This window comes from Qipengyuania sp., from assembly GCF_043423005.1.
GTDB lineage: Bacteria > Pseudomonadota > Alphaproteobacteria > Sphingomonadales > Sphingomonadaceae > Qipengyuania.
Map to the genome: position 1 here is coordinate 96,420 of NZ_JBHWMI010000036.1, position 14,704 is coordinate 111,123.

Annotated in this window: 14 protein-coding genes; 7 read left to right on the forward strand and 7 right to left on the reverse strand. The window is 65.0% G+C overall.

Annotated features, from left to right (window positions below):
• Positions 1-21 precede the first annotated feature (21 nt).
• From ACHFFA_RS06675 to ACHFFA_RS06705, 7 genes are all read left to right on the forward strand, one after another.
• The gene (locus tag ACHFFA_RS06675) at positions 22-2,328 is read left to right on the forward strand and encodes a DUF2460 domain-containing protein (RefSeq protein WP_394270061.1); all 2,307 of its coding nucleotides are present in this window, start codon (positions 22-24) and stop codon (positions 2,326-2,328) included.
• A complete protein-coding gene (locus ACHFFA_RS06680; protein ID WP_394270062.1) occupies positions 2,325-3,140 on the forward strand; it encodes a DUF2163 domain-containing protein in 816 nt (271 codons plus the stop codon). The genes ACHFFA_RS06675 and ACHFFA_RS06680 overlap by 4 nt, the downstream gene beginning before the upstream one ends.
• Positions 3,137-3,550, forward strand: a complete 414-nt coding sequence (locus ACHFFA_RS06685; RefSeq protein WP_394270063.1) for an NlpC/P60 family protein — start codon at positions 3,137-3,139, stop codon at positions 3,548-3,550. Before ACHFFA_RS06680 ends, ACHFFA_RS06685 begins: the two co-directional genes overlap by 4 nt.
• A 3-nt stretch (positions 3,551-3,553) precedes the next feature.
• Complete coding sequence (locus ACHFFA_RS06690; RefSeq protein WP_394270064.1) at positions 3,554-5,737, forward strand: phage tail protein; 2,184 nt, start codon at positions 3,554-3,556, stop codon at positions 5,735-5,737.
• 3 nt (positions 5,738-5,740) lie between these two features.
• A complete protein-coding gene (locus tag ACHFFA_RS06695) occupies positions 5,741-6,193 on the forward strand; it encodes a DUF2793 domain-containing protein (RefSeq protein WP_394270065.1) in 453 nt (150 codons plus the stop codon).
• Positions 6,194-6,386: 193 nt separating this feature from the next.
• The gene (locus tag ACHFFA_RS06700; RefSeq protein WP_394270066.1) at positions 6,387-7,466 is read left to right on the forward strand and encodes an OmpA family protein; all 1,080 of its coding nucleotides are present in this window, start codon (positions 6,387-6,389) and stop codon (positions 7,464-7,466) included.
• A gap of 128 nt (positions 7,467-7,594) precedes the next feature.
• A complete protein-coding gene (locus ACHFFA_RS06705) occupies positions 7,595-8,080 on the forward strand; it encodes a superoxide dismutase family protein (RefSeq protein ID WP_394270067.1) in 486 nt (161 codons plus the stop codon).
• Positions 8,081-8,089: 9 nt separating this feature from the next.
• Here the strand turns inward: ACHFFA_RS06705 and ACHFFA_RS06710 are convergent, their stop codons facing one another.
• The 7 genes from ACHFFA_RS06710 to ACHFFA_RS06740 all read right to left on the reverse strand — a co-directional run.
• Positions 8,090-9,631 (reverse strand): MFS transporter, encoded by a 1,542-nt coding sequence (locus ACHFFA_RS06710; protein WP_394270068.1) that lies wholly within the window; start codon positions 9,629-9,631, stop codon positions 8,090-8,092.
• Positions 9,632-9,669: 38 nt separating this feature from the next.
• Positions 9,670-10,395, reverse strand: coding sequence for a 7-cyano-7-deazaguanine synthase QueC (queC, locus tag ACHFFA_RS06715; protein WP_394270069.1), 726 nt, complete (start codon positions 10,393-10,395; stop codon positions 9,670-9,672).
• A 39-nt stretch (positions 10,396-10,434) separates the two neighbouring features.
• Positions 10,435-10,836 carry a DUF3617 domain-containing protein gene (locus tag ACHFFA_RS06720; RefSeq protein ID WP_394270070.1) on the reverse strand — a complete coding sequence of 134 codons (402 nt, stop codon included), beginning with the start codon at positions 10,834-10,836 and terminating at the stop codon, positions 10,435-10,437.
• A gap of 88 nt (positions 10,837-10,924) precedes the next feature.
• A complete protein-coding gene (locus ACHFFA_RS06725; protein WP_394270071.1) occupies positions 10,925-11,827 on the reverse strand; it encodes an Hsp33 family molecular chaperone HslO in 903 nt (300 codons plus the stop codon).
• A 39-nt stretch (positions 11,828-11,866) separates the two neighbouring features.
• On the reverse strand, positions 11,867-12,805 hold the full coding sequence (gene argF / locus ACHFFA_RS06730) for an ornithine carbamoyltransferase (RefSeq protein WP_394270072.1): 939 nt from the start codon (positions 12,803-12,805) through the stop codon (positions 11,867-11,869).
• A gap of 8 nt (positions 12,806-12,813) precedes the next feature.
• The gene (locus tag ACHFFA_RS06735; protein ID WP_394270073.1) at positions 12,814-14,004 is read right to left on the reverse strand and encodes an aspartate aminotransferase family protein; all 1,191 of its coding nucleotides are present in this window, start codon (positions 14,002-14,004) and stop codon (positions 12,814-12,816) included.
• Between the two features lie 132 nt (positions 14,005-14,136).
• A partial coding sequence (locus tag ACHFFA_RS06740) for a cold-shock protein (RefSeq protein WP_394270074.1) occupies positions 14,137-14,704 on the reverse strand: 568 nt, incomplete at its 5' end.

The window sequence follows — 14,704 nt, forward strand, 5'->3', positions numbered from 1 at the left end:
CGACAGGAAAGGACCCGAGACATGGCCTTCTGGCTCGCCCGCGAACGCCGCGCGCAGCAATCCGACTGGATTCAGCGGTTCGACCCGCGGTTCTGGACCGTCAATTTCCCCCGCCCGATGATGGCTGCCGTGGTCTCTACCGGCCCGCAAAGTCTGCGGGTCGAGTGTGAGTTCGCCCGGACCGGGGATCTTGCCGGGCTGATCTGGGACAGTGCCGATACGCTCGATCATCCCTTGCTCGCCTACGAGACGCAGACCGATTATTCGCATTGCATCCTGCGGTTCCGGTGGCGATCGCAGGGGCTTGTCGCGCTCGACCAGCCGCATGGGCCCACGCTGACGATCGAGGGCATCGATGACGCAGGCACGGCGCGCTCGTGGTATGTGCGCCTCTGGAATTACGCCGAAGGCACGCCCGAGGATGCCGCCGTCACGCTGCCCTTCTCGCAGCTGCAATCGGGCTTTGCATTGCCGGGCGCCGCTGTCGACGTGCGCCGCGTCTCCCGCATGTTCATATCCCTCGTCCCGCAAGGCTACGTCCCGGGCGCGATGACGGCATTGCCTAAGCCGATGAACGGCTGGGCGGAGATGAGCGGCATCGTATGCGAAGGCGAACGCGCGATGCTGTCGATCGGCGACGTCATGCTGCCGGCCCATGGCGAGCAGATGGTAACTGCCTATGACGACAGTTTCAACCAGACCCCCGCCCGTCTGCTGCGCGGTATCGAAGGGCTCGGCTACCGCGGGCGTATCGTCCATTATGTCGGGATGAGCCATTACTACCGGCTCCGCATCGATCGGATGGAAATCAAGTACGCCGGCGAATTGTGCACCCCTGCCAGTGCCTGGCATGCCGATTTCTTCAGCAGGGCGGTCGAGGCAAGGTTCGCCCCGATCGTCTCATTGTCCTACGAATTGCTGGCCCAGAACGTCCCCACCTGGTGGCAACAGCGCGCCCATGACGGGACCTACGCCCGCACCGGGTGGGACCCGCCCTCGGCGCTCCTTTCCCCGATCAACGCCGCGGCGATGGCCTTTCTCAAAGCCATCGCCGGGCAGTTCGTCGCGCTGCTTGAAAGGGCGGGCGGCAAGGCACTGTTCCAGATCGGCGAGCCCTGGTGGTGGGTGGTGCCGGAGACATTCGCGCCATGCCTGTACGACGCCCAGGCCAAGCTTGCCTGGGGCGAGCAGCGGGCGATCATCACCGATATGCGGGCGCCAATGGATGCCGGCCAGATCGCCCTCCTGGAGCAGGCGGGGGCAGCGCTGGCAGCATCGACCGCCGATCTCGCCGCCGCCGTGCGCAGCGCGGCAAGCGGGCCGGCCGAGATTCTTCTGCTGGCATTCACGCCGACCGTGCTCGATCCGCGAATGCCCGAGCTTCACCGCGCCAATCTGCCGTCCGGATGGCGCTATCCCGCCTTCGATCGCCTCCAGCTCGAGGATTATGATTGGCTGACAGCGGGCGCGGACGGCGCACGGCGCAAGGGCATCGACTTTGCCACAGCCAAGCTCGGATATCCGCAAGGACGGCAGGATTATCTTGCCGGCTTCGTGCTCGACCCGGAGGATGCCGATGGGTTCTGGCCGCTGATCGACCGCGCGCTCGACGAGGCGCGGATGCGCGGTGTGACCCAGCGTTTCGTCTGGGCGCTGCCGCAGATCTGCCGCGACGGCTACACCCGCCTCCCCCCGCCCAAGGATGATCCCATGCAATCCTTCGATGACGTCAGTTATCCCCTCCCGCTTGGCCGGGACTCGTCGGTCGCTCCTGAATTCTCCACCGCCATTGCAGTCACGTCCTCGGGCCATGAACGGCGCAATGCCCTGTGGTCCGATGCCCGGCTGCGTTTCGATGTCGGTCCGGGCGTCCGCTCGGTCAGCGAGTTGACCGTGCTGCTCGATTTCTTCCGCGCGCGTTTCGGACCGGCGCGAGGGTTCCGCCTGCGCGATCCGTTCGATCACCAGTCCTGTCCGCCGGCCGAGGTTCCGACACCGCAGGATCAGCTGCTGGCAATCGCCGACGGGCTGCGCGATACCTTCGACCTCATCAAGACCTACGGCACTCAGGAGCGACGGATCACCCGCCCGGTGGCCGGGTCCATCAGCATTGCGGTGAACGGGGAGCCGGCGTCCGGCTGGACCCATCTCGGCCACGGGCGGATCAGGTTCGCCGATCCGCCCGTGAAAGGCGCCCGCATCACCGCGGGGTATGTGTACGACGTGCCAGTCCGCTTCGCCGACGATCGCCTCGACATCAGCGGCATCGCCTTTGCTGCGGGCGAGGCGCCGTCGGTTCCGCTCGTCGAAATCCGGGAGATCGCATGACCCGCGCGTTCTTCACCGCCGAACTCGATACGGCCGCGAGCTGGTGGCGCATTCTGCGCCGGGACGGCGCTGCCCATGCCTTCACCACGCATGACCGCGACCTGTGGTTCGGCGGGCACCGTCACCTGGCCGCGCCGGGGATGCTGCCGTCCTCGATCCGACGCACCGTCGACCTCGCCGACGACGAGGCGGAAGTCGACGGCGCCCTGTCGCACGATACCATTACCGAGGCGGAGATCCGCGCCGGCGCATTCGACGGGGCGCAGATCAGCATGGGCATCGTCGATTGGGAAACGCTGGAGGCGCTCACCCTTTATGGCGGCACGATCGCCGCGGTTTCGCAGGACGGCGGGCACTTTTCCGCGCAATTGCGCTCGGTCAAGGCGGCGCTCGACGTGGACGATGTGCCGCGCACCAGCCCTTCGTGCAGAGCGCGGTTCTGCGGGCCGGGCTGCACCCTGCCGGCATCGCGGTTCACCCGCAGGGCGGCTCTTACCGCCGTCGACCATGATAACGGTGTCGTATCCTTCGCAACTGCCCACCCCGAAGCCTATCTGCATGGATCGGTTCGCTGGATCGACGGACCGCACGCCGGGCAGGCGATGGACATTCTCGACGTCACGCCTGTCGGTTTCACGCTGGCGCGGCTTCTTTCGCCCGATCTTCGCCCCGCGCATCGCGCCTGGTTGCGCGAAGGTTGCGACAAGACCATCGCCACCTGCGCCGCCCGCTTCGCCAATGTCATCAACTTTCAAGGCGAACCGCATCTGCCCGGCAACGATCTGCTGGCGCAATACCCGCAGCCGCGGTGAGCGACTATGCACGCCGCCTCGCCGCCGCGGCGGAAGGCCTCGTCGGCACCCCCTATCGCCTGTATGGCCGCGATCCGGCCACGGGCCTGGACTGCGTCGGACTGGTCCTGCGCGCGATCGGCGAGGCAGGCGGGCATCCGGTCGAACTTCCGCCCTATGGCCTGCGCAATCTTGCGATCGACGGGTATCTCGAGTTCGCCGCGCACAACGGCTTCGCTCCGCGTACGGGTTCGCTCTTGGCCGGCGACCTCCTGCTCGTGCGCACCGGCCCGGCCCAGCATCATCTGCTGATTGCGACGGGCAAGGCGCACCTCGTCCATGCGCATCTCGGCTTGCGCAAAGTCGTATCCCAGCCGGGCATCGATGGCTGGGCGATCGCCGCCCATTGGTATCCGCGCGAACAGGAATAGAACATGGCAACACTGGTTCTCGGCGCAGTCGGCAGCGTGTTCGGCCCGCTCGGCGGTGCGATCGGCACGCTGCTCGGCCGCACGATCGATGGCAAGATTTTCGGCTCCGGCGGACGCGAGGGTCCGCGCCTCAAGGAACTGACCATCTCCGGCTCGAGCTACGGCACACCGATCCCGCGTCACTTCGGCACGATGCGTACACCGGGAACGATCATCTGGTCGTCCGACCTGGCCGAGCATCGGCACAACGAAGGCGGGGGCAAAGGCCAGCCCCGGGCAGTCCATTTCAGCTATTCGGTATCCTGCGCCATCGCCCTGGCCAGCCGCCCGATCGACGGGGTCGGGCGAATATGGGCCGATGGCAATCTGCTGCGCGGGAGGGCCGGCGATCTGAAAGCGGCAGGAGCCTTGCGCATCCATTGCGGACTTGGCGATCAGGCGCCCGATCCGTTGCTGCACGCCGTTCTTGGCGAGGAATGCCCGGCATTCCGCGGAACTGCCTATGTGGTGTTCGAGGATCTCGACCTGACAGATTTCGGCAATCGCATTCCAGCTCTCAGTTTCGAAGTCTTTTCCGGTGACGGCGCTGCCTTCATTTCCGATCTTCTAGGCCCGGTGGCGGACCTTGACCCGGGCCTGCGCTTTCCGGCGCTCGGCGGTTATAGTCACGAAGGCGGCAGCCTCAACGATATCGCCACGCTGATCGACAGGTTGCAGCCGCTCGACCCGCTGCTGGATGGTGACCGGCTGTGGATCGGCCGCAGCAAGCCGGAACCGTTCGGGCCGGTCACGCTGCCCCCGGCGGCACGGTGGGACGATGGCGAGTTCGGTCGGCAGAGCGGGCAGGCGGGAGCCCGGTCGGGGGCGGAGCGCGCCGGGTTCGCCGCGCTGCGTTACTACGATGTCGACCGGGACTATCAGGCGGGGCTGCAAACGACGCCCGGTTACGCGCCCGATCAGCGGGTGTTCGAATTTCCCGGAGCCTTCGCCGCCAGCCATGCCCGCACGCTCGCTCGCGACGCGCAGCAGCGCAATGCCACCCAGACCGAGACCCTCTCGTGGCGCTGCGCCGATATCGATCCGGCAATCGTGCCCGGCGCCCTCGTGCGCGTTCCCGGCGAAAGCGGAACCTGGCGAGTGACCGGGTGGGAATGGCGCGAATACCGTGTCGAGCTCGAACTTCAGCGCTATCGCCCCCCGCTCGCCTCTGCTCTGGCTGCGGCACCTGGCTCGCACTGGTCCCCGCCCGATCGGATCGCAGCGGCGACGAACCTGCTTCTTCACGAGCTACCGTGGGATGGTGCGGGCGCCGCCAACGAACGGCGCATTCACGCTGCCATTGCAGGCAGGCCGGGCCGCTGGGCCGGGGCTGCCCTTTATGCGATCGAACAAGGGGCACTGGTTCCAACTGGCGACGGGCTGACGACCATGGCGACAACCGGGGCGCTGCAAAACGCGCTCGGCCGCTCGACGGGCCTGAGGCTGGAGGAACATGTACGTTTGACGGTCCGGCTGGACGATCCCGCACGCATGCTGGTGCCGTGCGATCCCACCGGCCTGGCACAAGGGCGCAACCGCGCCCTCGTCGGCAGCGAGATCATCCAGTTTGCCAATGCCGAACCATCCGGTGATGGCCTGTGGACCCTGACCGGCCTATTGCGAGGGCGCGGCGGGACCGAGCCACAAGCCGCGAGCGGACAGCCCGCGGGCACCCGCTTCCTGCTGCTCGACGACGACCTTCACCTCCTGTCGGCCAAGGCGGCAGCCATGGCGAACGGCGAAGGCTATGCCGCGATTGGCCCGGGCGACGATCGACCCTCGCAAGCGGCGGTCGCCAACCGCGATGCCAGCCTTGCGCCGCCCTCGCCCGTCCATGCCGGGTTCTACCGGACCGCTGAGGGCGCTCTAGTATTGCGCTGGGCCCGCCGCGCCCGGGGCGGATGGCTGTGGCGCGACGCCGTTGCCCAGCCACTGGTCGAAGAGCAGGAACAGTACGAAATCGGCCGCGGCGATCCGGCTGCACCTGGCTTCGCCCGCCGTTGCGCGACGCCCCGCCTCGTCATCCCCGCGGCCGAGGTCGCCGCGTTCGATTCGCCCGAAGGACTTTGGGTTCGCCAGGTCGGCACCTTTGCGCCTTCTGCCGCCTGCCGCTTCACCCATCGCCCGCCAACGACATCAAAGGATTGATCCATGGCCGACTCCGTAGCTCTCACCGATCGCACCGCGCGTTTCGCCCTGCCGTACCTGTTCGCCGGTCAGGCCCAGCGCGAATTCTACCTCAATGAAAGCCTCGCCCGGATCGACGCGCTGCTTCATGCCGTCGTCCAGAGCGAGCAGGCCCAGCCTCCCGGCTCGCCGACGACAGGGCAGGCATTTCTCATCGCTGCGAGCGCAACCGGGGTGTGGGCGGGGCGGGGCGGCCAGATCGCTGCCTGGGACGGTCAGCAGTGGACGTTCATCGAGCCGCGCGCCGGCATGCGAGTCTATGAAAACGTCAGCCGCACGGTGCTGCGCTATGGCACCGCGTGGGAGCGGCCCATGGCTGTTGCCAATCCGCAATCGGGCCCAATCGTCGATGCCGAGGCCCGGGCCGCCATCGGCCAGATCATCGACGCTCTGCGCAAGCAGGGATTGCTTGCATAACCGCAGGAACCGGCGGCGCGGACTGTCGTTTGCGAGGCGGAGGATAACAACTTCAAGCCAGTGAAAACCCAAACGGGCATAGCGGCTTTCGTGCAACAGTTCCCACCCAAAGCAAGCTTGCTACCTGAACGGGAGGGATATAAATGTGCCGACCATTCGGTGGCTCTCTGTTTAATAAAAGGGGAAAACTATAATGCGGAAATTCGTCATAGGAATGGCGATGGCCTCCACGGCCCTTGCATCGCCAGCCCTCGCCCGCGATGACGCCTGGTACGTAGGCGTCGAAGGTGGCGCAATGCTCGTCGAGGACATGGACCTCGACGTCACCACTGCCACCACCACGGATCAGGTCTCGCTTGATTTCGACTACGGTTACGATGTCGGCGGCTTCGTCGGCTACGACTTCGGCCCGTTCCGCCTCGAAGCGGAAGTCAGCTATCGCGACGCCGATCTGGACAACATCTCCGTCGGCACGACCGGGCTTGACGCCGGATCGACCGAATTCGGCGAACTCGTTGCTGGCGACTATGCTGCCAATGGCGGCGTGAACGCGCTCAGCTTCATGCTGAACGGCATGTTCGACTTCGGCGACGATGACGGCATCCAGGGCTACGTCGGTGGCGGCGCCGGTATCGCGCGCGTCGATCTTGACGGGCGCGTGTACGACACTGGCCCGGCCTCGCTTGACGATTCGAGCAGCGACTTCGCTTGGCAGCTGCTGGCTGGCATCAACGCCCCGCTGACCGATACGGTCGACGTCGGCCTGCGCTATCGCTTCTTCAACGCCGAAGACGTTGCGCTGGTGGATCTCGGTGGACGCGATCTCGATGGGCGTCTGCGCACCCACTCGCTGATGGGCACGCTGACGTTCAACTTCGGTGCGGCCCCGCCGCCGCCGCCCCCGCCGCCGCCGGTTCAGACCTGCCAGCAGGGCCCGTACATCGTGTTCTTCAACTGGGATGAATCGAACATCACCCCGGAAGCGGCCACGATCCTCGACAACGCGGTATCGGCTTACGCGAACTGCGGTTCGGCTGCTGTCATGCTTGCCGGTCACACCGATACGTCGGGTACCGCCAGCTACAACGTCGGCCTTGCCGAGCGTCGTAACTCGTCGGTCCGCGATTACCTGACCGCCCGCGGCGTGCCGGATGGCCGGATCACGAGCGAAGCCTTCGGCGAGACGCAGCTTCGCGTCCCCACCGCCGACGGTGTCCGCGAACTCCAGAACCGCCGGGTGGAAATCACCTACGGTCCGGGTTCGGGCATGTAAGCGTCACAGCTTATGCGAATTGGAAAGGGGCCGGAGCAATCCGGCCCCTTTTTCGTTGGGTTCTCGGTAGTCATCGGAGAACCCCCATGCTTTTACGAACTGCATCAATTCTGGCCGCAAGCCTGACAATGGCCGGCTGTGCCACGATGGGGACGGCGGACAGCGCACCCTTGGCAACCGCCTACCTCATCAACCAGGCCGGCAATTCGGTGGGCACGGCAGAGCTGATCGAACGCGGTACTGCGCATGCCCTACGTCTGCGGGTGACCGGAATGCCTGCGGGCGCACATGGCTTCCACCTGCACACGGCCGGCGTCTGCGCCACTCCGTCTTTTGAATCGGCGGGCGGACATCTCAATCCGAGCGGCCAGCAACACGGCAGCCTCAATCCCCAGGGCAAGCATCTGGGCGATCTGCCGAACATCAACGTCCCGGCTAACGGTCAGCTTTCAACCGAAGTCATGCTCAATGGCTCGCGTGACGAGCTTGTCCGCCAGCTCTTCGATGCCGACGGCACGGCGGTGATGATCCATGCCCAGCCCGACGATTATCGCAGCGATCCGACCGGCGGCGCCGGTGCCCGCATCGCCTGCGGTGTGCTCAACCGGGTCTGACGCTAAAGATCAGGCGGGCTCGCCAGCTGCGCGGGCCCGCTCCACCACCGTCGCTTCTGCCTCGGGCACGGTGCGATACGCCATGTAAAGCAAAGCCGAACCGATTGGCGCCGCGATCAGCATTGAAAGGATGCCGGTCGAAAGACTTCCGCTCAGGGTCGAGACTTGACCGGCCATATAGGGGCCGAGCGCGAGCCCGACGAGCGTCGTCGAAAGGAAGAAGGTCGCGGTCGCCGTACCTCTCATTCTCGGCAGCACCAGGTCCTGCGTCGTCGCCGCAGCAGCACCCAGTGCCGAACTTCCAAGCAGCGAAAGGATGAAATTGAGGAAGTAGTAGAGCGGGATGTTATCGGTCGTGAAGGCGATGATCAGCGGGATGACCGGGGCAAGAACGCCAAACAGTATCACGAGGATGCGTCCGGCAGGGTTGCGCTGACGCAGCCAGTCGGAGACCCGGCCGCCGAGGATGACGCCGAGGAAGCCGCCAAGCGCGCCGCCCCCGCCGATCCAGAACCCGGCGACCGACTTCGATGCACCGAGAACGCGCTCTGCATAGGGCGCCGCCCAGAAAGACACCGAATAGGACGCGAAGGCGACCATCCCGTAGCCGAGAATGGTATAGAGGAACGCAGGGCTCCCCCAGATCAGCTTGAATGTCGGAGCGTCGCGGTGGCGCAGCGAATGAGCCCACGAGAACACCGCATAATAGCCGATACCGACCGCAATCCACTGCTGATAATTGTCGGTTGCCTCACCCATCGCGATAGCGATCGCGCCGATCACGACAGCGCCGGCGATATTGACGAGCAAGGCTCTCGTTCCTCGCTGCGCCGCACTCAGGAAGGTTAGCGGCGGGATGACTGCGAACAGTTCGGTCGCAAAACCACGGAAGGGATTTGGCGCCGGCGGCTGAACTCGGCCCTCGATTGCACCGCGGACCGGTTCCCTAAGGGTAAAGACCCACACGGCCAAGAGCAGGCCGGGAATGCCGACAGCCAGGAACGCCGCTTGCCAACCGACCAGACCGAACGGTCCGCCTTGCGGATAGGTCGCATTCCAGTTTTCCACGATCAGGCCGCCGATGAGCAGCGAGATACCGCCCCCCAGGTACAGCCCGGCCGAATAGATCGCGAGCGCGGTTGCGCGCATCTTCTTCGGAAACCAGTCGGAAATGAGCGAGTAGGCGGCGGGGCTGGCGCTGGCCTCACCCACCCCCACACCGATGCGGGCCGCGCTAAGCGCCAGGCGATTGGTGGCAAACCCCGACAACGCGGTCATCGCTGACCACAGCGCAAGGCCCATCGTCATCAACCGGATGCGGTGCCAGCTGTCGGCAAGGCGCCCCAACGGGATGCCGAACAGCGCATAGAAGACCCCGAAAGCGGTTCCGTAGAGAAATCCCAGATCGGCGTCGGTCAGGCCGAGGTCGGCCTTGATGTCGTTTGCCAGGATCGACAGGATGTTGCGATCGATGAAGTTCAGCAGATAGACGAGGACGAGGACGCCGAGCGCATACCAACTGTAGGGAGCCACCGGAGCGTCGTCGTCCACGACAGCGCTCGTGTCGGTATCCCTGTTGGCCGTTGTGCTCAAATTCCCTCTCCCACTACGTCCGGTGCGTCCGGCGCATAGCGGGTCGTATCGCGAAGACCGGCCTGCGCAAACCCCTTTCGGCGGAGGCGGCACGAGTCGCAGGACCCACAAGCAAGTCCGTTCGGATCGGGATCATAGCATGACCAGCTCCATGCCGGGTCCAGCCCCAGCCGGATACACTCGCGCGCGATGTCAGCCTTGCTCATGAATTGCAGCGGCGTATTGATTGTCAGCGGATTGCCCAGGCTTCCGTCCCGCGTCCCCAGCCGCGCAGTCTCGGCGAAACTGGCGATGAATTCGGGGCGGCAATCGGGATAGCCGGAATAATCCAGCGCATTGACCCCGATGAAGACATCGCGGCTTGCCGATGCTTCGGCAAAAGCGACTGTAAGCGAGAGGAACACGAGGTTCCTGGCTGGGACATAAGTCACCGGGATCTCGTCCTCGACGACGCCGGCCTTCGGCACATCGAGATCGGCGGTCAACGCTGAACCTCCGAATTGCCGGAGATCGAGGGCGAGTTCGACGTGTCTTTCCACCTTGAGACGGCCGGCAATATCTCGCGCCGACTGCAGCTCGCGCGCGTGCCGCTGGCCGTAGTTGATGGTCAGCGCATGAATGGAGAAGCCCTCCTCGCGCGCCAGGCCGGCACAGACCATCGAATCGAGCCCTCCGGACAGGAGCACCACTGCTGTTCGATCGCTTGCCTTGCCGCTCGTCATCGAACGGGCGCTAGGGCCGCCAGGCGCCCTGTGCAACGATCAGTTGCAGGCGCCGACCCGTCGGGCTTCGGCCGAGAATTGGAAAGGCCGCCCGCCCTTGATCCCCTGACTGTCGATCTGGACCAGTTCGCTGCTTTCGCGGCGAATGGCCGTGCGGCCGTATCCGTCCCCCCTGCAGGTATACTGTACCGTGACGGCATTCTTGCCGTCTTCCACGACCAGGCGATTGCAGTCCCCCTTGGGATGCCGCATCCGGATGAACTCGCGGCCTGTTCGAACGCAGATCCTGCTCGCCGGCTCGCCATCGCGGAAGGTCACCTGCCACAAGCCGCGGGCAAGAGTATCGAGCATGCCAAGAGAAGGCTGGGCCGCGACTGGCACGGCACCCAGCCCGGCAAGCATGCCGAGGCCGAAAAGGGCGGTTGCGGTTCGTTTGATCATCGTGTGTCTTCCCGCGCCGGATCGCGCGTCCTGAGGTCGGTCCTGTCGCATCAACGCCGAGACCGCCGTTGCAGTGCCCTCGGACTGGTCACGCCGCGATGGCGAACTGGCGCGAACAGAATGCACAATCGACGCGAATGATCCCTTCCTCATCACGCATCTCCGCGAGATCTTCCTGAGCAAACTTACCCAGGACACCAAGATAATGCTTCGCGCTGCACCGGCACCCCCGAAATATCGGGTGCCCCGGAACGATGCGGATTTCATCCTCCTCGTGAAACAGCCGCCAGACGATCGCGTCGAGCGACAAGGCCGGGTCGAGCAATTCGTCATGGCGCAGCGAGCCGCCGAGGACGCTGATATGCTCCCAAGCGGGCGAAACGTCCTGGGCGTGCAGCCGCTCCCGCCCTTCCTCGCCCTCGGGCAGATATTGCAACAGCAAACCAGCCGCGCGGGTCCTTCCGCCTTCGATGCGCACAGCAGTGCGCACAAGGGTCGGCACTTGTTCCGATTGCACGAAATAATGCTCGCACGCAGCGCCCAGCGTTTCTCCTTCGAGGGGGACGATGCCTTGATACCGGCCTTGCTTTTCGGCCAGATCGAACGTGATCGCGAGATAGCCTTGCCCAAACAAGGCATAGAGCGACGGGTTCGCGCCCAGTTCGGCCAGACGCTCGCGATCGAAATCCACATAACCGCGCAGCGCGCCGGCCCGGTAATCGCAAACCAGCAGCCGCACCGCGCCACTCTGGGTCTGGGCCTGCATGGTCAATTGCGATGCATCGTCCTTGAGCAGGCTCCCCATCAGGGACACCAGGACCAAAGCCTCGGCCAGCAGGAGGGCGATCGGCGGGGGATAGTCGTGGGCCGACAGGATCTCATCGAGCGCCGCGTCGAGACGCACGATCCGGCCCCGTACATCGCGTGAGGGGATCGTGAAGGTCAGCGGCTGATCGGCAAAAGTTTCGGGTAGCGGCGCAGGTTTGGTCATCGCGCCGATATGGTCATTTGTGCGCTGGAAATAAGAGGGTCAGCCGAGCAGACCGAATGCCCAGAGCAGAATGGCCTTTTGTGCGTGAAGACGGTTTTCAGCCTCATCGAAAACCGCAGATTGCGGGCTCTCGAAAACCTCCATCGTCACCTCTTCTCCCACATGCGCGGGGAGACAGTGCAGGAAGATTGCGTCAGGCTTGGCCAGTGCGAGCAAGCCGCCATCCACCTGATAGGGGGCGAATGCCGCCTTGCGGGCCGCGCTGTCGCTTTGCCCCATCGATACCCAGGTATCGGTGACGAGAACGTCGGCGCCGGCCGCCGCCGCCCGGGGGTCCGGCATCATCTCGATCGTCGCGCCGCCGCCCCGCGCGATCCGGACCAATTCCGGATCTGGTTCGTAACCCGGCGGGCAAGCGATCCGAAGGCTGAAACCGAAAAGTCGTGCCGCCTGAATATAGGAATACAGCACATTATTGCTGTCACCGAACCAGGCCACTTGAAGTCCCGGGAGCGCCTTGCCCTTTTCGGCCATGGTCATGAGATCGGCAACAATCTGGCATGGGTGCGACAAGTCAGTCAGCCCGTTGATAACCGGCACGGTGGCGTAACGGGCAAGATCCGTTGCCTTGTCGTGAGCATCGGTCCGGATCAACATCGCATCGACCATGCGGCTGAGCACGCGGGCAGTGTCCGCGATGCTTTCCCCCCGGCCAAGCTGGGACGTGCCGGCTTCCAGGACCAGGACGCTGCCGCCAAGCTGGCGCATCGCCATATCGAAACTCACCCGCGTGCGCGTAGAGTGTTTTTCGAAGATCAGCGCAAGGACGCGCCCTGCCAGCGGCGCATCGGCATCGGCCTGTCCCTTCGGCCAGGCGGCCCGCGCACGCTTGCGATCGAGCGCCTCGGCGATCATTCCAGCGATCGCATCACCGCCGGCATCGTCCAGGCCAAGGAAGTGGCGCGGAGCCTGTGTCACGCTCGCGCTCAGGCTGCGGCGCGTTCGTAACTTGCCGCGCCTGCCGACAGCTTCTCGAAGAACTCGTCGAATTCGGCGTCGTCAGCGACCAGCGGTGGCAGGATGCGCAGCGTCTGATCCCCCGCGGCAACGGTCAGCAACTGGTGATTGTCGCGCAAATGGACGTAGAACGGGCGGCTTTCCTCCTTCATCCGCAAGCCGAGCATCAGCCCTTTCCCGCGTACGCAGTCGAAAAGTGCTGGATAGTTGCCGATGAACTGTTCCAGCCGGCCGCGCAGACGCTCGCCTTTCGCGGCGACCTCGCTCAGGAAATCATCATTGGCGACGGCATCCAACACCGCCATCCCGGCCGCCATAGCCAGCGGATTGCCGCCATAGGTCGATCCGTGCGAACCGAAGCCCATGCCGCGCGCCGCCTTCTCGGTCGCGAGACATGCGCCGAGGGGAAAGCCGCCACCGATGCCCTTGGCTGTCGCCATGATGTCAGGTGCGATGCCGTAATGCTCGTACGCGTAGAGCTTGCCGGTTCGAGCGACCCCGCACTGCACCTCGTCGAAGATCAGCATCAGATCATGCTCGTCGCACAGGGAGCGCAACTCGCGCATGAAGGCATCGGATGCCGGGCGGATGCCACCTTCGCCCTGGATCGGCTCGATCAGGAAGCCGGCGGTGCGCTCGCTCATCAGTGCCTTGGCGCTGTCGAGATTGTCGAAGTCGGCATAGCGGAAGCCTTCGAGAAGGGGCAGGAATCCCTTGTGCATCTTGTCCTGGTTGGACGCGCTGATGGTCGCCATCGTTCGCCCGTGGAAGGCGTTGGTGAAGGTGATCAGTTCGGTGCGCTGGTTATCGCCGCTATCATGCTGGTGATAGGCCCGCGCGGTCTTGATCGCGCATTCGACTGCCTCGGCCCCCGAATTGGTGAAGAAGACGGTGTCGGCAAAGGTCTTGTCGACCAGCCGCTGAGCCAGCGCCTCTCCCTGGGGACTGCCGTAGAGGTTCGAGACATGCATGAGCCGGCTGGCCTGGGCCTGGATCGCCCCGATCAGCCCTTCATGTGAATGGCCCAGCAGATTGACGGCGATGCCACTGGCGAAATCGAGGTAGCGGGTGCCGTCCTCGTCGATCAGATGGCAATGATCACCCTCGACCGGGCGGACCCCGCAACGCGGATAGACGGGCATGAGGGGGGCAATCGACATCGGTCCTCCGGGTAGGCTCGAACGGCAAATGGCGACCCCCCGGTCGGGAAGTCGCCATTTGCGAAATGTAGGCGCGATGTATTCCCTGGCGGCTGGCGGGTCAAATCCGCAAACCGCCCGGGATCACCTGGCTCACTGAGTCGGAACGAGATTGACCGCCGAATGCTTGCCGCGGCGATCGACTTCGAGATCGAACTCGTAACGCTCGCCCTCGTTGAGACCGCTGAGGCCCGAACGCTCGACCGCGCTGATATGAACGAACGCGTCCGGTTGGCCATCGTCACGAGTGAGGAAGCCGAAGCCCTTCATCGAATTGAAGAACTTGACCGTTCCCGTCGCTTTTTCGCCGGTCAGCTCGCGGCGCGGAGCCGCGTCCCGCTGGCCGCCGCCGGCCGCCCCGCCACCGGAGCGTTCCTGCACCGGTACGATATCGCCGACGACCTGGAGATCCTGCGCCGAAACCTTTCCGCCCCGGTCGACCAGGTTGAACTCGAGCTCCTGCCCTTCACCCAGCCCTTCGAGCCCGGCGCGTTCGACCGCGCTGATGTGGACGAAGATATCCTCGCCCCCGGTCTCCTGCTGAATGAAGCCGAAGCCCTTCTGGGCGTTGAAGAACTTCACCGTCCCCTTGCCGGTGCCGACGACCTGCGCGGGCATCCGCGGGCCACCGCCGCCGCCGCCACGGTTGCCGCCGCCGAAG